The organism is Mesobacillus jeotgali, from assembly GCF_014856545.2.
Taxonomy (GTDB): Bacteria; Bacillota; Bacilli; order Bacillales; family Cytobacillaceae; genus Mesobacillus.
Genome location: NZ_CP109811.1, coordinates 445,534 through 468,363 on the forward strand (window position 1 = coordinate 445,534; position 22,830 = coordinate 468,363).

23 protein-coding genes are annotated in these 22,830 nt (G+C 45.1%); 15 read left to right on the forward strand and 8 right to left on the reverse strand.

What is annotated here, in order from left to right; genetic code table 11:
* Positions 1-223: 223 nt before the first annotated feature.
* Positions 224-1,117, reverse strand: a complete 894-nt coding sequence (locus tag FOF60_RS02240; protein WP_192473002.1) for a 3-hydroxyacyl-CoA dehydrogenase — start codon at positions 1,115-1,117, stop codon at positions 224-226.
* A gap of 443 nt (positions 1,118-1,560) precedes the next feature.
* Positions 1,561-2,175: a hypothetical protein gene (locus FOF60_RS02245; protein WP_192473003.1), complete on the reverse strand. Its 615-nt coding sequence runs from the start codon at positions 2,173-2,175 to the stop codon at positions 1,561-1,563.
* Positions 2,176-2,312: 137 nt separating this feature from the next.
* On the opposite strand from FOF60_RS02245, the gene FOF60_RS02250 reads away from it, so the two are divergent.
* Positions 2,313-3,773: a protein adenylyltransferase SelO gene (locus FOF60_RS02250; protein WP_192473004.1), complete on the forward strand. Its 1,461-nt coding sequence runs from the start codon at positions 2,313-2,315 to the stop codon at positions 3,771-3,773.
* 201 nt (positions 3,774-3,974) lie between these two features.
* On the opposite strand, the gene FOF60_RS02255 is transcribed toward FOF60_RS02250, so the two are convergent.
* The gene (locus FOF60_RS02255) at positions 3,975-6,098 is read right to left on the reverse strand and encodes an MMPL family transporter (protein ID WP_192473005.1); all 2,124 of its coding nucleotides are present in this window, start codon (positions 6,096-6,098) and stop codon (positions 3,975-3,977) included.
* Between the two features lie 81 nt (positions 6,099-6,179).
* Positions 6,180-7,052: a MerR family transcriptional regulator gene (locus FOF60_RS02260; RefSeq protein ID WP_192473006.1), complete on the reverse strand. Its 873-nt coding sequence runs from the start codon at positions 7,050-7,052 to the stop codon at positions 6,180-6,182.
* Positions 7,053-7,224: 172 nt separating this feature from the next.
* Here FOF60_RS02260 and FOF60_RS02265 point away from each other — a divergent pair, with 172 nt between their 5' ends.
* A complete protein-coding gene (locus tag FOF60_RS02265) occupies positions 7,225-7,422 on the forward strand; it encodes a DUF378 domain-containing protein (protein ID WP_023626156.1) in 198 nt (65 codons plus the stop codon).
* A 110-nt stretch (positions 7,423-7,532) separates the two neighbouring features.
* Positions 7,533-7,709, forward strand: coding sequence for an SE1832 family protein (locus FOF60_RS02270; RefSeq protein WP_192473007.1), 177 nt, complete (start codon positions 7,533-7,535; stop codon positions 7,707-7,709).
* Between the two features lie 262 nt (positions 7,710-7,971).
* Here the strand turns inward: FOF60_RS02270 and FOF60_RS02275 are convergent, their stop codons facing one another.
* A complete protein-coding gene (locus FOF60_RS02275; RefSeq protein ID WP_192473008.1) occupies positions 7,972-9,048 on the reverse strand; it encodes a Gfo/Idh/MocA family protein in 1,077 nt (358 codons plus the stop codon).
* Between the two features lie 106 nt (positions 9,049-9,154).
* Here FOF60_RS02275 and FOF60_RS02280 point away from each other — a divergent pair, with 106 nt between their 5' ends.
* Together FOF60_RS02280 and FOF60_RS02285 are read left to right on the forward strand one after the other, a co-directional pair.
* Entirely contained in the window at positions 9,155-9,331 is a 177-nt protein-coding gene (locus FOF60_RS02280) for a DUF4083 family protein (protein ID WP_192473009.1), read from the forward strand.
* Positions 9,332-9,446: 115 nt separating this feature from the next.
* On the forward strand, positions 9,447-9,656 hold the full coding sequence (locus tag FOF60_RS02285) for a hypothetical protein (protein WP_192473010.1): 210 nt from the start codon (positions 9,447-9,449) through the stop codon (positions 9,654-9,656).
* A 67-nt stretch (positions 9,657-9,723) separates the two neighbouring features.
* On the opposite strand, the gene FOF60_RS02290 is transcribed toward FOF60_RS02285, so the two are convergent.
* Positions 9,724-12,111: an Ig-like domain-containing protein gene (locus FOF60_RS02290; RefSeq protein ID WP_192473011.1), complete on the reverse strand. Its 2,388-nt coding sequence runs from the start codon at positions 12,109-12,111 to the stop codon at positions 9,724-9,726.
* 252 nt (positions 12,112-12,363) lie between these two features.
* Here FOF60_RS02290 and FOF60_RS02295 point away from each other — a divergent pair, with 252 nt between their 5' ends.
* From FOF60_RS02295 to FOF60_RS02315, 5 genes are read left to right on the forward strand one after another with little or no spacing between them, the layout of a single operon-like run.
* Positions 12,364-12,543, forward strand: a complete 180-nt coding sequence (locus tag FOF60_RS02295) for a hypothetical protein (RefSeq protein WP_192473012.1) — start codon at positions 12,364-12,366, stop codon at positions 12,541-12,543.
* Between the two features lie 12 nt (positions 12,544-12,555).
* Positions 12,556-12,831, forward strand: coding sequence for a hypothetical protein (locus FOF60_RS02300; protein WP_192473013.1), 276 nt, complete (start codon positions 12,556-12,558; stop codon positions 12,829-12,831).
* Entirely contained in the window at positions 12,832-13,188 is a 357-nt protein-coding gene (locus FOF60_RS02305; protein ID WP_192473014.1) for a hypothetical protein, read from the forward strand.
* 15 nt (positions 13,189-13,203) lie between these two features.
* On the forward strand, positions 13,204-13,989 hold the full coding sequence (locus FOF60_RS02310) for a nucleotidyltransferase domain-containing protein (protein WP_192473015.1): 786 nt from the start codon (positions 13,204-13,206) through the stop codon (positions 13,987-13,989).
* A 31-nt stretch (positions 13,990-14,020) separates the two neighbouring features.
* Positions 14,021-14,587, forward strand: a complete 567-nt coding sequence (locus FOF60_RS02315; protein WP_192473016.1) for a DUF4256 domain-containing protein — start codon at positions 14,021-14,023, stop codon at positions 14,585-14,587.
* 104 nt (positions 14,588-14,691) lie between these two features.
* Here FOF60_RS02315 and FOF60_RS02320 read toward each other — a convergent pair whose 3' ends face one another.
* Positions 14,692-15,699, reverse strand: a complete 1,008-nt coding sequence (locus tag FOF60_RS02320) for an NADP-dependent oxidoreductase (protein ID WP_413632877.1) — start codon at positions 15,697-15,699, stop codon at positions 14,692-14,694.
* A gap of 229 nt (positions 15,700-15,928) precedes the next feature.
* On the opposite strand from FOF60_RS02320, the gene FOF60_RS02325 reads away from it, so the two are divergent.
* Together FOF60_RS02325 and pepF are read left to right on the forward strand one after the other, a co-directional pair.
* The gene (locus tag FOF60_RS02325) at positions 15,929-16,714 is read left to right on the forward strand and encodes an SDR family oxidoreductase (protein ID WP_192473018.1); all 786 of its coding nucleotides are present in this window, start codon (positions 15,929-15,931) and stop codon (positions 16,712-16,714) included.
* Positions 16,715-16,846: 132 nt separating this feature from the next.
* Complete coding sequence (pepF, locus tag FOF60_RS02330) at positions 16,847-18,664, forward strand: oligoendopeptidase F (protein WP_192473019.1); 1,818 nt, start codon at positions 16,847-16,849, stop codon at positions 18,662-18,664.
* A 57-nt stretch (positions 18,665-18,721) separates the two neighbouring features.
* On the opposite strand, the gene FOF60_RS02335 is transcribed toward pepF, so the two are convergent.
* On the reverse strand, positions 18,722-19,519 hold the full coding sequence (locus FOF60_RS02335; protein WP_192473020.1) for an N-acetylmuramoyl-L-alanine amidase: 798 nt from the start codon (positions 19,517-19,519) through the stop codon (positions 18,722-18,724).
* Positions 19,520-19,675: 156 nt separating this feature from the next.
* Here FOF60_RS02335 and FOF60_RS02340 point away from each other — a divergent pair, with 156 nt between their 5' ends.
* The 3 genes from FOF60_RS02340 to FOF60_RS02350 all read left to right on the forward strand — a co-directional run bounded on the left by FOF60_RS02340 (position 19,676) and on the right by FOF60_RS02350 (position 22,701).
* The gene (locus FOF60_RS02340; protein WP_225650367.1) at positions 19,676-19,993 is read left to right on the forward strand and encodes a hypothetical protein; all 318 of its coding nucleotides are present in this window, start codon (positions 19,676-19,678) and stop codon (positions 19,991-19,993) included.
* A gap of 526 nt (positions 19,994-20,519) precedes the next feature.
* On the forward strand, positions 20,520-21,989 hold the full coding sequence (gene putP / locus FOF60_RS02345) for a sodium/proline symporter PutP (RefSeq protein ID WP_192473022.1): 1,470 nt from the start codon (positions 20,520-20,522) through the stop codon (positions 21,987-21,989).
* A 217-nt stretch (positions 21,990-22,206) separates the two neighbouring features.
* Positions 22,207-22,701 carry a fasciclin domain-containing protein gene (locus tag FOF60_RS02350; protein ID WP_192473023.1) on the forward strand — a complete coding sequence of 165 codons (495 nt, stop codon included), beginning with the start codon at positions 22,207-22,209 and terminating at the stop codon, positions 22,699-22,701.
* Positions 22,702-22,830: the final 129 nt, after the last annotated feature.

The window sequence follows — 22,830 nt, forward strand, 5'->3', positions numbered from 1 at the left end:
AAGAGGTCTATCGGCCAAACGGAGGGTGGAACGACGAGGAAGTGTCCGATAGAAGAGGTCTATCGGCCAAACGGAGGGAGGAACGACGAGGAAGTGTCCGATAGAAGAGGTCTATCGGCCAAACGGGAGGGGGATCACGAGGAAGTGTCCGATAGCTTCGTTACCTGGAAACCGGCGTGAAAACAAAAAGCCCAATCCACACAAGGATTGAGCTTCTCAATGATTATTTCAAAAATCCTGGCTGTTCATAGCTTGGGTTCGGGTATTTATAAAATCCTTCACCTGTGGCTACACCCAGTTTTCCTTTGTCGATGTACTCCGTTTTCAACAGGTTTGCGAGTTCTTTAAACTGCGGAACTCCGGCTTCACCCTTAGCGTTGGCGATGTTGTATGCTGTGGTGATGCCGACGATGTCTAAAATCGCGAATGGTCCCTTTGGTGCTCCAGTTGCGATCATCCATGTCTTATCGATGGTTTCAGGGTCGGCGACTTCCTTCATTAGCAACATTTGACCTGCTTCAAGGAATGGGACCAATAACGAGTTCAGGATATAACCGGGCTGCTCTTTGTATAGTGGCAAGGCAACCATTCCGATGGCTTTCGCGAATTCCAGCAGGTCGTTAAATACGGCCTTGTCAGTGCCAGGATGCATCATGACTTCGGCGGTGTTATTTTTCCAGATTTCATTCGCGAAGTGAAGAGCAAGGAATTTTTCCGGACGACCTGTTGCTTCTGCAAATTGGCTTGGCAGCAACGTAGAAGTGTTCGTCGCGAATACCGTCTTCTCAGGTGCGACTTGTCCTAATTTACCGTAAAAATCAGTCTTGATATCGACAACCTCGGGCACTGCTTCAATGACGAGGTCAGCGTCAGCAACCGCCTGCGAGAGGTCACTGTAAAACGAAAGTCGGTTGTAAGCGGCATCGAGGTCCTGCTCAGATGCTCCAAGATCCTCCTGGTAACGCGGCTTCAGCTTTGTGATCCGCTCCTTCGCGCGCTCGAGCGCTTCATCGTTAATATCGTAGACTGAAACGTTGAATCCATGGTAAGCAGTTTGGAAAGCAATCTGGCTTCCTAAAACGCCGCTTCCGGCGACAGTAATGTTTTTATAATTCATGGCAATTCTCCTTTCTACAATATTTATTTACCCTCATTTATTATTCTTAAAAAGTATTTTTCTTACACGGAGACAAAACACAATTACTGGTTTGGATTTTATCATATTGGGGATGGAGGAATGGCAGAAGTGCTTATTGAAGAGGCTTAACAGACATTTTGAAAAGCGGAAGAGGTGGAAATGTCTATAAAAAGAGGTTTCTTGGACATTTTGAGAAGCGGAAGAGGTGGAAATGTCTATAAAAAGGTGTTTCATAGACATTTTGGGAAGCGGGGAGCAAGGAAATGTCCATAAAATAAGGTTTAATAGACATTTCAGGTCGCAGTTGAACATGAAATGTCCATTATCCTTACCTTCATTCATGTTGCTGGTGGCCTCGCAAAATTTGCGAAAAACACCTGGTCTAAAATCCCCTCCTCAGAAAAGTCCCCTAACCAATACCATCAAACGTATCTCCGTAAATATGACCCGATAATGATCCATGCGCCACCATACAGTCCGCCGATCAGGATGCCTGCGAGCAGCGGGTTCAAAGGAACCATTCCAAAAAGATATACAATTACAATAGGTGTTTGAAGGATGAAGAGCAGTGAGCTGTATCGAGGTGTGCTGGTGTGGTGCAGGATGGCGTACCCAAGTGGAAGGGCTCCAATATGGATGGCGAGGCTGCCGATGCCTGTGCTGATATTGATGAAGTCAAGCAATGCTCCGAATCCAATCAGGCCGTGAAAAATGAAGCCGGCTGTGCCGATGCCGAACAGCCCAAGTCCGAGAGCGGAAAGGAGGAAGCCTATTTTCCAAACCCAACCACCGGCGGAGGGATCCTGATTCCTGAAGGCAAAAAGGCCATGCAATAAAAACCAGGAGGATATCAATAACATTAGGTTGTTTACGTAATAGGCAAGGTGACTGGTGTCATGAAGGATTGCATCTGCACCGGCTGTCAGGTCTAGATAGCCTTGCCAAATCCAGTTTGCCCCCATGAGAAAACCGCCAATAATCGCAGCATTAGCAGCAAAGCGAAGCTGGCTTTCTTTACAGTTTGATGAAACTGTCATATGTTATCACTCCCCAGATGATGTAAAATAAATATATGGATGGTACTGGGTATATATTCCTTTATGTAAAATCGCAGCTTTCCATTCTTATGGAAGGGTATATTAAGGGAAAACAGTAAATAAAGGAGGTAACCCAAATGACGAATAATCAAGCGGGCTGGAATATCGATAATAGCTATTCACGCCTGCCTAAAATATTTTATAGTCTGCAAAATCCCACACCTGTAAAAGATCCTGAATTGGTGATCTTCAATGAGTCTCTTGCGGAAGAGCTTGGTCTGAACCCGGAAGCCTTACAGGCTGATGGAGGAGCAGCTCTGTTTGGAGGCAACGAGATCCCAGAAGGCGGGACACCGCTTGCTCAAGCCTATGCAGGTCATCAATTCGGCCATTTCACTATGCTTGGGGACGGGAGGGCAGTTCTGTTGGGAGAGCAGATTACTCCTGATGGTGAGAGGTTTGACATCCAGCTGAAAGGTTCAGGGCGGACGCCATACTCTCGTGGAGGAGACGGGCGCGCAGGACTCGGGCCGATGCTGCGTGAGTTTATCATCAGCGAAGCGATGGTTGGTTTGGGGATTCCGACTACCAGAAGTCTGGCAGTGACGACAACGGGAGAGCAAATCATCCGTGAAACAATGCAGACCGGAGCAATTCTGACCCGTGTGGGAGCAAGCCATCTCAGGGTGGGAACATTCCAATTTGCCGCAAACTGGGGTAAGACCGAGGACCTGAGGGCACTGGCTGATTATGCGATCGAGCGCCATTATCCCAAAGTCGAAGGGGAAGATAACCGCTATCTTTCCTTTTTGAGGAAAGTAATCAAGCGCCAGGCAGCACTGATTGCAAAATGGCAGCATGTTGGTTTTATCCACGGGGTCATGAACACTGATAACATGACCATCAGCGGCGAGAGTATTGACTATGGACCATGTGCTTTCATGGATACGTACGACCCGGCGACCGTTTTCAGTTCGATTGATCGGGATGGGCGCTACGCCTATGGGAATCAGCCGTATATCGGCGGCTGGAATCTTTCTCGTTTTGCGGAGGCCTTATTGCCTTTGCTGCATGAAGATGAGGACGAGGCGGTAAAAATGGCGGAGGAAGCTCTTTCTGAATTCCCGGAAATGTTTGAGTCGGAATTCATATTCGGAATGAGGCTGAAGTTGGGTATTTTTAATGAGGAAAAAGATGATAAAGCGCTTATTTCTGGCCTGCTTAATCTAATGCATAAGCATAAGGCCGACTTTACGAATACGTTTAAAGCTTTGACATTTAATCAGCTGGAAGGATGGGAGTTATTCCAGAATGAGGAGTTCAAGAAATGGCATGAAGAGTGGCAGGCAAGACTTGGACGCCAGGAGCAGTCGAAGGAAGATGTGCATGAGCTGATGCGCGATAATAATCCGGGTGTGATACCTCGAAATCATAGGGTAGAGGAAGCACTCGTGGCTGCAGTGAATGGCGACATGAGTGTCATGGTCAAATTGCTCGAAGTCCTCGCCAACCCATATGAGCACTCAGCTGAGCAGGCCGAATTCTGCAAGCCTGCCCCGCCAGCGGCAAGACCTTATCGCACATTTTGCGGGACTTGATTTGCCTTGTCATCACGATCATGACGGACAAAAAAACCGGTGGAATTGCGAAAAAGTGTCCGTCATTCGAGTCATGATGGACAAAAGCGCCAGGGAAACCCGAAAAAGTGTCCATCATCAGGGTCATGACGGCCAAAACCTCGATGAAATACTAAAAAAGGCAGTCCCTGAGCTATTCTTGCTCTCAGGACTGCCTTTTTATTATTTTCCTTCTGCTGCAGCTTCTTTCTGATCTTTCTCAAAGAAAAGAATCAAGGCTGGCAGCAGCATGCCGCGCACGAGGAAGGTGTCGATCAGGATTCCGACTGCGACGATGAAGCCGAAGACGAACAGATCGGCGATCGGCATCGTGGTCAGGGCGGCGAATGTCGCGGCCAGGATGACGCCGGCTGATGAAATCACTCCGCCGGTATTGCGGATCGCGATTTCTAGGGCATCTTTGACTTTGTGTGCCTTGCGCTCTTCCATGAATCGGGAGGCGAGGATGATGTTATAATCGATTCCCAATGCCACCAAGAAGATGAAGGCGTAGACTGGAACGCGCGAGCTTAGGGCTTCGAAGCCGAATAAGACGTCGACGAGGAAGATGCCCAGTCCCAGCGCAGATAAGTAAGATAACAGGATGGTTCCCATCATGTAGATGGACATCTTGATCGAACGAGTGAGAGCGTACAATAGAACCAGGATCAACACCGTTTCCAGAAGGACGATTTTTACGATATCGTGGTTATTGATTTCCCGCTCGTCCAAAAGCTTTGCTGTGACTCCGCTATAATATGCTTCTCCATCAATCGCAAGCTCCTCCAATAGCTCAGGAGTTTTCGAGCGCAAATTCCCGATAAAATCAATCGCTTCTATAGAGTACGGATTCATTGATAACGCTACGCTAAGCTTCATTGCATGTGCATCTTCGGATAGTGCGGACATCCGGACGGAGGCTATCTCGTCATAGCTTTGCCACTGATCAACGATGGCTTTAGTATCTTCCTCGGTAAAAGAATCCTCACTGACAACCAGCAAAGTCGTTGGTGCCAGTTCCCCTTTGTCATAGCGTGCCTCGACGATTTCATAGCCAACTCGTGAAGGCAGGTCCTCAGGGAATTTTTTTACCGTATCAAACTCAAAGTCGAGATTGAAGACATTGAATGCTGTAAGAACTAAAAATACAGCAACGATCCCGCCTGAGATTCCCGGTTTGTTAACCACGAACCTGGCGACCGGTCCCCAGATGCCGTGCTTGACTTCGATTTCCTGGCCGTATTTAGGCACCTTCGGCCAGAATGCTTTGCGGCCAAATAAGGTGAACAGCGCCGGCAGCAGAGTAACTGAAGCAATCATGATAAAGAACATGGCAGTCCCGAATACAGGCGCGAAGTTCAGGTAATCACGGAAATCGGCGAAAAACAGGATGAGCATGGCGGCGAGAACAGTGCCTCCTGCGAAAAACACAGGCTCAGCTGTTGCGCGCATCGCATATTTCATCGCTTCATATTTACTTTCATATTTGTTCAGTTCCTCGCGATAGCGGGAGAAGACGAACAAGGAATAGTCAATGACCGCTGCAAAAAGCAGGATACTCATGATGGATGAAGTCTGGCTGCTGACCTCCAGGCCGCCTGCACCCATCAGTGCCACACTTTGATTCACGACCTGATAGACGATGACAGTCGCGAGCAGTGGGATGATCGCAAGCAGCGGCGAACGATAAATGACAATCAATAAGATCAAAATAATCAGAACGGTAGCAATCAACAGGACAAAGTCAGCTTGTTCGAACAGCTTGACGGTGTCCCCGGCAATCCCGGCTGGACCGGTAATGTAAAACTCTGTGCTTTCAAGGTCTTCGGCAATCTCGTTGCCAGTTTCCAGAGCCTTGTCATTGATTTCAGAGTACTGGCTGTTTCCAAGCCCTTTTTCGAGCTCCATTGGCACAATCATCGTCGAACCGTCTTCTGAGATGAATCCTCCTAAAGCTTGAGGAGGAAGGGCGTTGATATCAACAATGGTTTCGATACCGTCAATATCCTCAGCGATGATTCCATTGAGGATTTGCTTGACTTCATCCAGGTTGATGTCGCCGTTTTTATTGTGGAAAACGAGGATTCCTGGTGTTCCTTGTTCGTTCGGGAAAAGTTTTTCCGTCTTTTTCTCAGCGATTATCGATTGTGCTTCATCAGGAAGCGATTGGAAATTGGTTGTTTTATATTCACTAAGCATTGGCCCTGCACTTAAACCAACCATGAGGACCAGCCAGGCAATAAGCGTGATCCACATTCCACGCTTTGTTGAAACCCAATCCGTGATTGGGTGCAATAGCTTTTCCACTAGTAAACCTCCCTAATAAGATTCCATACTAATCTTACCATTCTATTTCTCTATAAAAGAAGGCGTTTCTGTTAAAGATGATCAACGCATATAAGAGTCATACCATTTATCCCAATCGGGACCGAGCGAGTAGGTGACTGCCTTTGACTCAAGCTTTGGACAGTCTTTGACGCAGATGCCTCCGACGATGAATCTCAGAGATGGATTCATCTGCAGTGTTGAAGAAATCCAATCCTCGACCTTGCGAATCGGGGCCGGGTTGGTCATGGATATTGCGACAACACTGATGTCTTTCATTTTAATCAAATCTGCTAATCCCTCAAGCGGAGTATTCGGTCCCAAATAGATGACGTCATGGCCTTTCTTTTTTAAAAAAAGGCTGAAGACCATCAAACCGATCTGATGCTGCTCTCCTTCTGGACAGAACGCCAGCACTTTCTGGAGTGCTGGATTAACAGGAAGGACTCTCAAGAACTGTGTGCAGCGGTTGATGATGAACTGTGAAGCAAAATGCTCCTGGGCAACCGAGATGGATCCATTCTCCCATTCATCACCAACCTTATACAAAACCTGGACTAATATATGGTGGAACACCTCTTCATAGTCATACAGAGAAAAAGCGAGGTCGGCAATCTGGTTTGCCTCCTGGGTATCAAGGTTGACCAGGGCTTTGTAAAGCTTTTCTTTTAGCTCACCGTACTTGTCATTTTGTGATGGAGGCGGGGTGGAAGCGGGAGGGGACTCCTGCAGCATCCTGACCGCGTCACTGATTTTCATATTTTTTTCATGTACTTGAGTCTTGATCCACTTAAGTGTTTCGAGGTCCTTTTCGCTATATAAACGGTGACCGCCCTCCGTCCTGGTAGGAGATACGACATTGTACCGGTTTTCCCAGGCCCTGATCGTGACGGCGGGTATATCCAAAATTTCTGATACTTGCTTGATGCTATACAAATTTTTCACCTCCACTCACCATTATAGATAAGTTATACAAGTGTTACACAATAAAAAAGCTGTTAAATCAACACTTTAACAAAATTATATAAAATGTTTGCTTAATTTGTATAGGTTTTGTATAATTAATCTCGTAAAGTTATACAAAAATTATACAATGGGTGGTGTCAAAATGAAAACGTTGAATTTGGTATCATTAGTATTGCTTATTGTCGGCGGTTTAAATTGGCTATTGGTTGGATTATTTGAATGGGATTTGGTCGGAGGACTTTTCGGCGGCATGGACAGCCCGATCGCAAAAGTGGTCTATATCCTTGTAGGGCTCGCAGCCATTTACAGCATTACGCTTTTATCTAAAGTGAATAAATAGGGGAAGGGGCGTACAGAAGCTGATCTGTACGCCTTTTGCATGCATCTTGAATTAAATCCCTGATATCGCTATTCTATAAGAAGTAATCGTCGAAACAGGGGGAGCAAGCAGTGGATAAAAGAGAAATTGAATATAAAATCGTCGAATTGAAAGATGAGTATTTGCAGCTTCAGCATAATCTCGAAAAATTAGAATCTGTAAAAGGAAACCTGCATCCGCTGGAGAAGAGGCTTGCCGCGATTGAAGAGGAATTAAGCTCTTTGAACACAATGCTTCGTAATTTATAGAAAGATGAGCCTGTTCGGAAAAGGAATCAGGCTTTTCTTTTTGGGAGAAGGCCGGGTTTAGAGTATCAAAAATTTGAAAAAATTACATTTTATCCTTCACCAAAGCCAATCACTACCGCAAACAAAAATTATTAATCAAACGTTTGATTAAACATATTTTTCCATCTTCCAGTTATAGGGCTACCCTGGAATATTGAAAAAATGAAAGGCATGAGCCCAGGTCCTATGCCTGACTCATGCCTTTATTAATACCGTGAATCTATTAATTTACTTCTATTTTTCGGCCTTCACGAGCAGAGGTCCTGACTGCGTCCAATACTTTTTGAGTGGCATGTCCATGCTCGAAATCTGCTAGATAAGGATGCTTTTCGCCAGAAACCAGTGTTTCGTGGAGCGCATCCAAAGCCCTTTGGAAGCCATTATAATAGCGTGCTGCAATCTGCGGCATAGTTGAAGGTGCTTCAAGAGCGGGTGCCAGCTCGACTTCTTGAAGTGCTGAATTCCCTTCAGAAAGCAGGAGTTTGTTGTCATCCAGCATCACAAGTGTGCCTTCTGTACCGTAAACCTCAAGGCGCCAGGTGTGCTCAGTTTGGCGTGCTGCAGAGAGGAGTTCAAGTGTAACTGTAGCCCCGTTTTCCAAAGAACCAATAATCTGGAAAGCATCGTCCGCTGTTCGATGTTCAGTATTCCCGTGGTCATCAGTTTGAGTAGGGATATGAATGGGCAACTGGGCAAACACTTCCTTAAAGGTGCTGTTCATCCACCATTGAAGGGCGTCGGTCATATGGGAGCCGATCGCGCCTAGCATTCCGCCGCCCTTTTCCTCTTGGCCAAGCCAGCCGCGAGGTTTTGAAATTAAGCCGGTATAATTCGCAAAGGAGCACTGGTATCGGGCATGCATTATCTCACCGAGTTTTCCGCTCTCCATGATTTCTTTTACCTTTGTACGAGCCGGAAGGAACCGGAACTCGTGGTTGATCAGTCCAAGCCTACCAGCCTTGTCTCTTTCTGAAATCATTTCTTCTGTTTCGGCAACATCCAAAGCCATTGGTTTCTCACACACAACATGTACGCCTTTTTCGAAAACGGCAGCAACCATTTCCTTATGTAAATGGACTGCAGAAGCAACTACCACTAAATCGAGCTTCTCCTGCTCAAGCATCTGACGCCAGTCGGTATAGATATTTTCAATCCCGCTGGCCTTCCTAGCTTCCTCCACATTGCCCCTTGATACACTGGAGATAGCCACTACCTCAAATCCTTCATGGTGTTCCATCATCGGTGCATGAACTTTCGCGCCAAAACCTGTACCGATTATGCCTGCTCTAAACTTTCCCATAAACCCAACTCCTGTCCAGAATTTAGTTTAATAGTAAATCCGGAAGGGAGGAATGTAAATGAATATAGTATAATGATGGAAAATACAAGGTGAGGCGGGAGTTATTTTGAACATAGGGGATTTACTATTTCAGGTTATTTCTTTCATTTTCATGATAGGTATTGTAGCGGCTGTTTTTTATGCTGTCAGGTCACTTATAATAAAGCAGCCGGACAATCAGAAGAGCATGGAACAAAAACTTGACCGAATAATTGAGCTGCTGGAGAAGGACAATAAAGAGTAAAACAAGTCGCTAGCTGCGTGGTATAATAGGAACTTAGGTTTTAACGAATTTTACATATAATTGCACGGATGCCTGAAAAGCCTCCGCCTGGCGATCATATATGGAGGTATGAAAGATGAATAAGCGATGGACGATCGATAAAATTAAAGAGTTTGTGGAGAAAAATTCAGAGAGTAAGATCTTAACGACAGAGTATCACGGTTTTTCGCAAAAATTAGAATTCGAATGCGAATGCGGCAATAAATTTGAAAAAACATTCAAGAAATTCAAGGATAATCACCAGCGGAAATGCGAAGTGTGTCAGCCGCCAAAAGCGTCACGTTGATAATTGATAATTCACGAGAATTGAAAAGGAAGAGCTGAGATAAGTTCGAGCTCTTCCTGAGTTACTCTTACCCTTCGCCCACATAGGTGTTAATGACGTTTCGATTTATCACTGCATTTCTTGATAATCGAACTTCCTTCATCAGCGATCCATCTTCCGATTCAGGGTTAATCAAATTCAGATTATCTACATATCCTGGCGGTGTTACTTCCAAAAGCACATAACCCCCGAGCTTCAAAGTTTCTCGTGGTTCTTCCCAAATGACAATCCCTTCTTCGTTGGTCATTCCAATCATTTTTACCTCATCCGTGAATTGGCCTGTTGTGCTGTCCCAATAATCTTCCCACGACAAATCTGCGATATCAATCCCAGAAAGCTCTCTGGCAAGGATAAAGGTAATATTTCCTGGCTGACCGTCTCTTGGCCCGCCAATAATTTCTTTGGTGACGTTAATATTATCTTCAGGTACTGTTGGGACGGCTGTGCCAATCGTGAAGTTTGTTCGCAATGTCAGGTCTTCTTCTGGCGGAAAATCAGGGTCTGTACTCATAGAGACAAAGTATCTAGCACTAAAATTTTGCGTTGTCTGGAAAAGTGTCGCTGTATATAAATTGAATGCTGTTGTCTCCGGGCCAATGATGACTTGCCCTTCACCAAGGATGCGGTTGCTTCCTGATTGTTCTACCCGCACATAATAGGTGGTTGGTACAAGGATTGGGGTGTATTCGACCAGATTCTCGACGTTAATCATAACTTCCTGCGCGCTCGTAAAAACCTCCTGAGTTGGGTAGATTAATTCGATTTCTGGAACAGCAGAAACTGTTAATTGTGCAAACGCAGTAAAGCTGCCATCAACTGTTTCAGCGGTAATTACTGCAAAACCTGGTGAAATAGCCGTAACCAATCCTGTTTCTGACACGTTGGCAACATTCGTGTCTGATGAACTCCAAATCACATCTTTAGTTGTCGCGTTTTCAGGCGACACAGTTGCGGTTAATTGCAGGGTACTGCCGACAAAAAGAGTCGATGTTGCCGGTTGGACGCTGACTCCGGTTACTGGAACTGCTGGTTCTGGTATTGGGTCGACTGAGATAAGTAACTCAGCCGTTAAATTTGTATTTTCCACTTCTCCAATCAATGTATAGGAAGCAGCTGGATCCAATGGGATGACAAATGTTGTTCCGACCAGATCTCCTGAGGCTGCTTGCCAGGATACCGGCACGTTCATGGTTGAGCCATTGCTCAACACGACTGAAACGGTTTCAGGAAGAACTACAACTTGCCCCCTGACAGCGGTAATTGGCTGGGGATCTATTATAGTCTGAATACTAGAGACTGTTACAGAAGTTGAAGCTGTAAATCCTCCCTCATCACTGATAGCAGTGATGATCGCTGTCCCTTCAGAGGTAGCTGTCACCACCCCCTGATCATTGACAGTAGCTACAGCTGTATTACTGCTTTCCCAGGAGATTCCCTGGTTATTGGCGTTTTCAGGAAGTATGGTTGCGGTTAATTGTCCTTGTTCACCAACGAGCAGTACCAATGGTTCGGAATCAATCCTTATTCCTGCGACAGGTATATCGCTTGCTACATACTCCAGTGTTTCTGTCACAAATTTTTGTCTTCCGATTAAACGGATTTGTTTAGCTGGTGTGATAAACCCTGGAATGTCTTCTCCTCTAATAGCCACATCCCCACTCGGATCGGTTGCAAAGGTAGCAACTCCATTAACGGTGCGGACGACCGTGATCACATCTTCTCTTATTAAAGATACATTGACTTCATCAGGATGAGGGACACCCTTAGGCCATAAGACAGTGACTGAAAGAATGACCTGCCCAGGTTCTGTGCCAGGATCAGGCCTGCCTCGATCTACATACCTAGTTATTTCACTTGTTCTCAACGTGACAATATCCGTCCCACCCTGGTCATTGTCAACCTCGAGTCTTATTAAACTATCTGTAACTTCTACTAAAACTCCTGTGACTGGTTCGGCCTGAGAGGAAGTGTAAACTTCCAACCGCCTTCCAATAAGGTTCTGCAGTGGCTCAGTAAGTGGGTCATCTTCTTCGCATCCGCCTTCTGTAGCAGGTACAAAGCCGATAATATCTCTTATCTGATAAACGCCAACCAATGGTGCCTCTCCTGGTTCTTCATGTTCCGATGAAATTTGCATTCTGGCAATTTCATCTGTTACCTCAATCAGTCTTCCAGTTATATTGGGTCTCCTTGCTCCAGGGGGACTTGCAGGGAGGATTAATTGGATTCTTTGATTGAGTGAGGCTCTTAATTGCGCGATTAATTCTCCATTTCCGCAATCTTCTGAGGGCGGGCGATAATTTTCCAGCTGACCGATTCTCTCCTCGTGCTCATTAACAAGTTCAATTAAACTATCGAGTGTTTCTTTTATACACTCAATTTCACGATCCCATTTTCCTCTATCTTTTTTTAGCAATATCCTTCACTCCTTTCGGTATTCTGTTTACATAATATGTGTTGGATTGTAAGACCGTAAGTGCATGTACCTAGATATTATTGTTTCGTTGCACCAACCTGTAACGAGTGGGCAGGGGGGGTACTATTTTTATTGCAATTGGACCAAAATGATGCAAGAATCACTATTAGTAAAAGAAGCCTCAACCACAGCAGGATTCACGCTTCTTCTTGTTGAAGTAAACGAAGACAAACATACAGGAGCAACCAGGCTATGAAGAGATATATGCTGAAAAAGAATTTCAGGGGATTGAAAAGAGGCACACAATTTTATTTGATTGCTGAGTCTGAATTTATTGGTGTTAAAGAGTATGTGCTGAGAACAAAAGACTTATCGACCAGAATTGCCATCAGTGAGAGTGAGATGCGCGGGAATTTTATTCTATTGAATTAGGGGAGAAAGAACATGTACTTGCTATTATCCATTCTGTTAAGTATGGTTCTGGGCTACTTACTATTTGTCTTGGGGCCGATTGTGGGCGGGATTGCTGCTTTTGGAATCATAGTGGGCAGTTTATTCATAGGGATTTACTTGCTGAATGATATCCGCAAAAGGCTGGCGAGCGATTCTCCTGTTGAAAAAGAGGTTCAAAAGCAGCAGGTGACAGAAGTTGTTCCGGAGCACTTAAAGAGTCCAGGTGATTATAAAAAGTATCTGGAAGGCAAAGAGAGGGGATTTTAAATGCAGTTCACAGCAATAGTAGTTTTTGCGATTGTCTGGGGTGGTTTGATGATCTATTTCCTGACGCCTTTTCACGGTAAAATCGAAAGAAACCCTAATGATCCGTTCACCAAAGCATTGCAGGAAAGCATGACCAGGTTGATTTTACATAAAAAAGCCATTCTTGCCTTTCTATTATTATTGGTTACGCTAATGAGTATAAGATCATATTTTATATCGGCTGAAGAGTATGCCCGGCTCCACGCAATAACCAGGGAGTCGGGGAATCCTGCTATTTATATGGTCAGTGTGGTCTTGTATGCGGCATTATTGTATCTTTTACTGGCAGTCAGGTGGGCCTTGAAATCAGCAAAGTGATTGGAGAGAATTGTTGTGAAAGAAATTATTTTAAAATCCCTGGCAAAAATAGAAGAAGATTATGATGTGAAAATTCTTTATGCTGTTGAATCCGGCAGCAGGGCATGGGAGTTTCCGTCGAAGGACAGTGATTATGACGTCCGATTCATCTATGTACATAAAAAAGAAGATTATCTGACGATTGACCAGATGGGCATCGGCAAGAAAAGAGATGTGATTGAATTGCCGATTAACGATTTGCTGGATATAACAGGCTGGGAACTGACCAAAGCCCTGAAATTATTCAGAAAATCGAATCCGCCGCTGATGGAATGGCTGCGTTCAGGAATCGTATACTATCAGGCTTTTTCGACCATTGACCAGATGAAGGAGCTCAGCAAAGAAGTTTTTGCGCCGAACTCCTGTCTGCATCATTATTTGAATATGGCGAGCAATAATTTCAGGGAGTACCTGCAGGGAGATCAAGTCAAAATCAAGAAATACTTTTATGTCCTAAGGCCAGTTCTGGCTGCAAAATGGATCGAGAAATACAATGAGTTTCCGCCGCTTGAATTTCCAGCGTTATTAGAGGACCTGCTTCCGGAAGGTGAATTGAAGAAAGAGATTCACACCTTGCTGCAAAGGAAAATCAGCGGTGATGAACTGGATTATGAACCGAAAATTGAAGTCATCAACGAATTCCTGAACGAGGAGATTGCACGCCTGAAAGAATATACCTCAACACTGAATGTTGAATTGCCAGATTTCACACCTCAGCTTGACCAGCTTTTCAGAAATACGTTGGAAGAAGTGTGGGTTTAGTGATTAGGAGAAAAAATAAGGGGGACTACATATGTCAAAAGGAAATAAAGAACTGACGAGAGAACGGCAGGAAGAACTGCTAGGGACGTTGAGCGCCCGTTTTGAGAAAAATATGGTCCGTCATGAAGGCCTTGAATGGGCTGAAGTCCAGGCTAAGCTCGAGAGCAATCATGAAAAATTGTGGTCGCTCAATGAAATGGAAGCAACTGGCGGAGAGCCGGATGTCGTTGGCCTTGATTCAGAGACTGGTGAGTACATTTTTTTTGATTGTTCGTCGGAAAGCCCTAAAGGCCGCAGAAGTGTTTGTTACGACCGTGAAGCGCTGGAGGCGAGGAAAAAACACAAGCCGGAAAATAGCGTGATGGATATGGCAAATGCGATGGGCATTGAGCTTTTAACGGAGGAACAATATCGCGAGCTGCAGAAGCTTGGGAATTTTGACTTGAAAACGTCCAGCTGGGTGCAGACACCTGAGAATATCAGAAAGCTTGGCGGGGCGCTCTTTTGTGACCGCCGCTACGATACGGTCTTTGTCTATCACAATGGGGCCGATTCCTACTATGGAGCAAGAGGATTCCGTGGGTCGCTAAGGGTATAGATTTGTATGCCTTAAATAAGGCATTTTCAATGTAAGAGGAGAAAGTGAAGTTTGCTGGTAAAAGAAAAGCCGTTACGGAAGTATCTCCGGAACGGCTTTGTCTATTATTTATCAGAATCTGCAACTTTAACGATCGCTTTTCCGAGATTTGCCCCTTTAAACAAATCCAAAAATGCTTCAATTGTATTCTCAAAGCCTTCTGTAACCGTTTCTTCATACTTCAATTTACCTTCCAAAAGCCAGCTCGCCAATTCTTTGGCACCTTCGCCAAAGCGGGACGAGTAGTTTCCGACTGTGAACCCTTGCATCAAAGAACTAGTCTTAATTAAGTAACCCTGTACACGAGGTCCTACATCTGGCTCTGACTGGTTATACGCTGAGATCGCTCCGCAGACAGGAATCCTCGCGAAGTTGTTCAAAAGAGGGAAAATCGCATCGGAAATCTCTCCGCCGACGTTCTCAAAATAGACATCGATTCCATCAAGACATGCCTCTTTTAGAGAGGAGCTTACATCCTGTGTATTGTAGTTTATTGCTGCATCAAATCCAAGATCATCTAGAAGATAACGTACCTTCTCAGCGGTGCCAGCAATACCAACTACCCTTGCACCTTTGATTTTTGCAATTTGACCCACAATAGAACCGACAGCTCCCGCCGCACCGGAAACAACGACAGTTTCACCTGCTTTTGGCTTGCCGATATCTAATAAACCGAAATATGCTGTAAGACCAGTCATGCCTAATACACTTAAGTATGCCGATACTGGTGCCAGATTCGGGTCGATTTTACGGACCGTATTTTCTTTTGCGATGGAGAACTCCTGCCAGCCTAATGAGCCAATAACGAAATCGCCCACTTCAAAAAGATCTGACTGGGACTCAACCACTTTTCCGATTACGCCGCTTGAAATAGCCTCGTTCAATTTGAACGGCGGGATATAGGATTTGGTGTCATTCATGCGCCCGCGTAAATAAGGATCAACCGAAATATAAATAGTCTGCAAAAGTATTTCTCCTTTTGCCGGTTTTTCTATAGGTACTTCTACAAATTCAAAATGGTCATATGTAGGAACTCCGGTTGGTCTCTTTTTTAGCTGTATTTGCTTTTGAATAGTAATCACCCTTCCTAAATATTCTATAGCCTTAATATACAGGAGAGAAGGGTGTATTCAAATTCATTTGATTTGTTAGGGTGGTATACATAAGAACAGAGCCAATAAATTCTATATAAGATATTAGGCATTTTTTTATTCCTGATTTCCTGCTAATCATTCTATGTTTTACATCTCCTCCTCTTGGGAAGATGAAACTATTAGTTCATATTGATAGGAGGAGTCGGAAATGGCTAAAACGATTTTTATAACAGGCGCCGGGAGCGGGCTTGGCCGCGGGGCTTCACTAGGGCTTGCGAAAAAAGGACACCGGGTGATTGCGACGACTGAGCTGACTTCGCAAAAGACGGATCTGATGCGGGAGGCCGAGGATCAGGGACTTGATATGGAAGTATTCAAGCTTGATATAACGAATGAGCGGGATCGTGAGCAAATCAAGGAGTATGATTTTGATGTGTTTGTTGCGAATGCAGCGATCAATGAAGGCGGTCCGCTGGCTGAGGTGCCGATGGACCGGATCCGTGCGCTTTTTGAAGTGAATGTATTCTCTACGCTGGAAACTGTGCAAATCGCGGCTCGAAAGCTAGTAGATAAGGGAAGCGGAAAAATCATCTTCATGAGCTCGATGGCAGGTATTTCAGCGACACCGTATGTCGGGCCATATACGGCTACGAAGCATGCGGTTGAGGGGATCGCCCAAACAATGAAGTCGGAGTTGGAAAAGCACAATGTAAAAGTGGCGACGATTAACCCGGGCGCATTCGAAACAGGATTCAACAAGCGGGCGGCTGAGGAAAAGTGGAAATGGTACGATGAGGAGAAGAATTTTACCCGGAAAGAGGACATGGAAAAGCAGGAGGAAGGATTAAAGAACCAATTCGATCCTGAGGATATGATTGCGAAAATGGTAGAAATCATCCCTGCCGATCAACATAAGTTCCGGAATGTTTACCCGGAGGAGACGGAAAAGCAGCTGAAAAAGACGCAAGAAGAAAGATGGACGATGGAAATCTAGCATGATAGATAAGAGGCCTGGTATTCGATGAGTGCCAGGCTTCTTTCTGTGCGGCTTCCTTAAATTTTACGTGTAGAGGCTTTTGGTTGTGGTATAGCTTTAATAGACGAAAAATCGCAAGGAGGGGAAAGCATGGCGAAAAAATCAAATGAGCGGATAAAAAGACAGGATGTCGGTGAAAAGCAGACCTGGGATTTAAGTGATCTTTTTGAATCGAAGAGTGATTGGGAAAACGAGCTGAAGGGTGTCAAGGAGGATTTGCCGGAAGTCACTAAATATAAGGGGAAGCTTGGCAATAGTGCAGGCGAGCTGCTCCAATGCCTTGAGGCGAAGGAGAAGCTGTTGGAGCGTTTTAACCTTGTTTCGATGTATGCCAATCTGCGGCTATCAGTCGACCATACCGATTCGGAAAGGCAGAAGGATGGTGCCAGGGTAAGCGATGCTCAATCGACTGTCAATTCAGAGCTTACGTTCGTAGAAACAGAAATCATCAAGCTTCCTGAAGGAAAAGTAGAACAATTTTTAGAAGAAGAGCCAGGATTGGATCCCTTCAAAATGTACTTGAGGAATTTACAGGAGCGCAAGCCTCACGCACTCGGAGAGGAAACAGAGGAAACGCTCGCTGCTCTTGGGTCACTGTTCAGTTCTCCGTACAATATTTACAACCGGGGGAAATTGTCTGACATGCAGTTTGATCCGTTTATCGATGAAGAGGGAAATGAAATTCCTCTTTCTTTTGCTCTTTATTCAGGCAAATACGTGTCTTCGCCGTCGGCAGCTGTGCGCCGCAACTCTTATGAATCTTTTAACAAGACATTGAACCAATATAAGCACACATTTGCAGCCACATATGCCACCCAGGTGAATCAGGAGGTGGCGATGGCTAAGCTTAGGAATTATGACTCTGCCACCGATATGCTTCTGCATGATCAGCAGGTCACCAGGGAGATGTATGATAACCAGCTGGACATCATCCAGGAAGAGCTGGCTCCGCATATGAGGCGTTATGCTAAATTGAAAAAACGCGTCTTAGGTCTGGATAAGATGACGAATGCGGACCTTAAAGCGCCGCTGGATCCAGAGTATAAAATAGAGACCAGCTATGACGAGGCAGCTGAAACGGTCCAGGAAGCACTCGAAATCATGGGGCCGGAGTACAGCGAAATGATCAAGACGGCGCTGTCCGAGAGATGGGTTGATTATGCTGACAATGTCGGGAAGAGCACGGGTGCTTTTTGCTCGAGTCCATATGGAGCGCATCCATACATCCTGATGACCTGGCCGGATACGATGCGCGGTGCGTTCACGCTTGCTCATGAATTGGGTCATGCCGGACACTTTTACTTGGCAGGAAAGAATCAGAGAATGGTTAATACCCGGCCGTCGAGATATTTTATCGAGGCACCATCGACGATGAATGAGATGCTGCTCGGAAACCACTTGTTGTCGAATACGGAGGACAAGCGGAAAAGGCGCTGGGTCATTCTCCAGCTATTGGGGACGTACTATCATAATTTTGTCACCCATCTGCTTGAAGGAGAACTTCAGCGCAGGGTTTACAAACTGGCCGAAGATGGCGAGCCGTTGACCGCTGACTTATTGTCGAGGTTAAAGCGGGAGGTCCTTGAAAACTTCTGGGGAGATTCCGTTGAAATGGATGAAGGAGCAGGACTGACCTGGATGCACCAGCCGCACTATTACATGGGCTTGTATCCATATACGTATTCAGCAGGATTAACAGTCTCGACGCTGGTTTCAAGGCGAATCCTTGACGAGGGCAAGCCGGCAGTGGAAAACTGGCTCGACGTATTGAGGGCCGGCGGGACACTGAAGCCACTAGACTTAATTAAAAAAGCTGGAGTCGATATGTCTGAGCCAGAACCAATCCGCGAAGCAGTCACCTACGTCGGTGAACTGATCACAGAGCTGGAAGAAAGTTTTGAAGAGTAATTTTTTTATAAGGAAACGGCCGGATCCAATGTCAGGATTCGGCCGGGGCATACATAATTATTCGGTAGTGATAAATGCATCAATACCCTGGCTCTCGATTTCATTGACGCGAGTTTCGGCATTTTCACGGTTTGAAAAAGCACCGGCTTGTACCCGATACCAGGTCTGGCCGGAGAGAGCGGTTTCTGCTACATAGCTTTCAATCCCTTTGGAGTCCAGTTCTGCCACTCGCCGCTCGGCATTCACTCTCTGCTGGAAGGAACCAGCGATGACTTTAAAGGCAGCGTCCCCGCGAGTTGGCGTTCCAGTCGCTGTAAGGTTGAACGCTTTTGCAATGCCATTCGCATGTCCTTGTGCCACATTGCGCCGCCAGGATTCCTGCTTCATAAGCTCTGCGTCCTGGGCATTGTCGATAAAGCCGTTCTCGGATAGCATCGCATCCATTTTGGATTCGCGAAGTACATGGAAATCGGCTTTTTTCTTACCGCGGTCATCGAGCTGATTCAGCTTCATCACTTCACTGTGGATGATATCACGGTATCTAGCGGTTGCTGAATTATCCGATAAGCTGCTGTGTATATAATCCTCGTATCCACTGGCAGAGCCGTTGAAGGAATTGATGTGGATTGACAAATAAAAGTCAGCGCCCCAGGCGTTGGCCTCATCCGTCCTCTGGCTCAAATTTTTCGTTATATCGCTTGTCCGACTCATCCTTACATCAATATTTTCATAGTTATTCTCAAGGATGGAGCGGATTTTAAGCGCGATATCCAGGGTCAAATCTTTCTCCAATAGACCATTTCCCTGCGCTCCAGAATCCGAGCCGCCATGGCCTGGATCTAAATAAAGTTTCATATAACCTCCTCCTTTTAGTTAGTCTTAATAGAATATGCCGGAGAAAAGGAATGGTAAGGGTACATGTCCCGACTGGGAAAAGTTGTCTATAATTTGACGGAACATTTTTTGATTTGAATCGTAAAACAAATAAGACTTATTATCTGAGGTGACAGAATGGAAACGAAAATACAGACATCACAAAATGTTGAAATAGAGAGGACCCCGGAAGCGGATTTCAAAAAGATATTGAATATCATCGGGGTATTCATCTTTGCCGGATTGGCGCTGACGAGTGTGACCAACCCGATGCCAGCAAAATACCTCAAGGAATATTTGCTGTTCATCGGAGGAAGTGCCGTGATTTATTACTTCTTGCTGAACATCTACTTCATTGGGGAAACATGGCGAAAAGTGTTTTATGCAAGTCTGGCCGTGCTCGGAATCGGCAGCCTAACGATGGCGATTTATCTGTTTATTTATTCATCACATTAGCAACAGAAACTCCCTGCTCTGGGGAGTTTTTATTATACGAAAAAGTGCTTGTTTAGTCGCTGAATAACTTATTCAGAATTTTCATAATATATTTACTTCAATAAATTTTGAAAGCGTTACCATTCCTAACAGGCTAGTCAGGGCGCGGTTTTTAACTGTTCACATAATCATGTAACATCCTTGAAACAATTCCGGATGTTTGTTAGGTTTAATAACCGTAAGCCCCATGAGGGCAGGAAAAACTTGGACGGCATAATTAACATAAGAATTTTTTTCTGTGTGGTTCGGCTGGTTAGCTCTTATACATTTATATTTGAGAATTAAATTTCATTCTTCAACGTTAGCCGATTTCGATTGTCCAGCTTCAGCGCCTAGCTCCTCGAGACGTTTCGGTCCGCCCAATGAAGTCAAAGACCGACTTCACCGGTCGGCCCTCCAACGCTTGTCGGAGCTGACCGAGGCGCTTGCGCTTTTCAAACCACTATGTTACTTATTTCGTTTAGGGAAAACGAAAAGGAGAGATTTGGTGAGTATTGAAGTATTTATTTCTTTAGCAATTTATTTTATTGCAATGATCCTGATCGGATTGTATGCATACCGCAAAACGTCTGATCTATCAGACTATATGCTTGGCGGCCGTGGACTTGGACCTTCGGTAACAGCGCTGTCAGCTGGAGCATCTGACATGAGTGGCTGGATGTTGATGGGCTTGCCTGGCGCAATGTACACGTCAGGTATTTCCAGTGCCTGGATCGCTGTTGGATTATCGATTGGTGCCTATTTGAACTACCTCATCTTAGCTCCAAGACTTCGAACGTATACGGAGTTGGCAAATGATTCAATCACAATCCCCGATTTCCTTGAAAACCGCTTTTCAGATCATACGAAAATCCTTAAGTCTGTATCTGCAGTCGTTATTATCATTTTCTTCACGCTGTACACTTCAGCGGGTCTAGTTTCAGGCGGTACTTTGTTCGAGTCGGCATTCGGGCTTGATTATCGTATGGGCTTGTTCGTGACAGCTGGTGTTGTTATCGTTTATACACTTTTCGGCGGTTTCCTTGCTGTTAGTTTGACTGACTTTGTTCAAGGTATCATCATGTTCCTTGCGCTTGTTTTGGTGCCGGTGGTTGCTTTTACAGAGCTTGGCGGACCTGGAAACGTGATGGATACTGTTGGAGCCATTGACCCAACATTAATGGATCTTTTCAAAGGGACGACATTCCTTGGAATCGTTTCGCTATTGGCATGGGGTCTTGGTTACTTCGGCCAGCCGCATATCATTGTCCGCTTTATGGCGATTAAGTCAATGGAGGACCTTAAGCCTGCCCGCAGAATTGCGATGACATGGATGGTCGTTTCGATCATCGGTGCTTTGGCAGTCGGTCTTGTCGGGATTGCTTATGTAGAGTTGAACAACGTAACGCTTGAAAATCCAGAAACAGTCTTTATCATGTTTGCGAACATCCTGTTCAACCCATTTATCACAGGATTCCTGCTCGCTGCGATCTTGGCTGCGATCATGAGTACAATTTCTTCCCAGCTGCTTGTTACTTCAAGTGCATTGACGGAGGACTTTTACAAAGCGTTCTTCCGCCGCGAAGCAAGTGACAAGGAATTGGTATTCGTCGGCCGTGCAGCCGTATTGCTTGTTGCATTAGTGGGTATCGCGCTGTCTTATACACCTAATGACACAATTCTTTCATTGGTCGGTAATGCATGGGCTGGATTCGGTGCAGCATTTGGACCAGTCATGATCCTGAGCCTGTACTGGAAGCAGATGAATCGTTGGGGTGCGCTTGCCGGTATCGTCGTCGGTGCACTTACCGTAATCATCTGGATCAGCATTGATGGTTTATCAGAATTCATGTATGAAATGATTCCTGGATTCTTCTTGAGCTTAATTGCCGTCATTGTTGTAAGTAAAATAACAACCGGACCAGGCAAAGCTGTAAAGGAAGAGTTTAAAGAAATGGAAGACATTATGTCTGAGTAATATAGAAGAAAAGGGCTGCCAGTAGAATTGCTGGCAGCCCTTTATTTAAATTTTTCCTGCTTTCTCACATAGCTTTCGATGAACCTGAAGCAAGTGCCGGAAATCTTATGAAATCAGTCAATACAATTTGAGGATAAATCTGTAAGGATGGAGAATACTACCTTTTGTAAAAATACAGAGGTTAATCATGCCTCTATTGGAAAAAGGAGTGATTCTCATGATGAAGAAGTTTGGTGCAGTTCTTTTGGCAGCGATGATGGTGATATCAATTGCGAATCCTGGATTTGCTGCGGGCAATCCAGGAAATAAAAAGGATATTGTCGATACGGCAGTAGCAGCAGGAAATTTTAAAATTCTAGCAGCTGCGCTCGAGAAAGCAGGTCTGGTTGAAACGTTGAAAGGCGAAGGGCCGTTCACAGTTTTTGCGCCAACAGATGAAGCATTCAACAAGCTTCTCAAGGACCTGGGCATTACAGCAGACGAGTTGCTGGCAAGACAGGATCTGAAGGATATCCTGCTGTACCATGTGCTTCCTGGCAAAGTCATGTCGGGTGACCTGAAGGAAGGTATGAAGGCACAGACACTGGCAAAGAAAAATGTCACCATCTCACTTGACCCGGTTCAAGTAAATGACGCGAACGTCGTAACTCCTGACATTGAAGCGTCTAATGGTGTCATCCATGTAATCGATAAAGTTTTGCTGCCAAAATAAGTGTTCATGACTGGATCCTGTGAGGGTTCAGTCTTTTTCTTTTACATGTTCTCAAAGTTCACCTCCATAGACATAAATTTTTAAAAACGTTATAATTAATTCGGTTTTCGAAATATGTTGTACAACTTA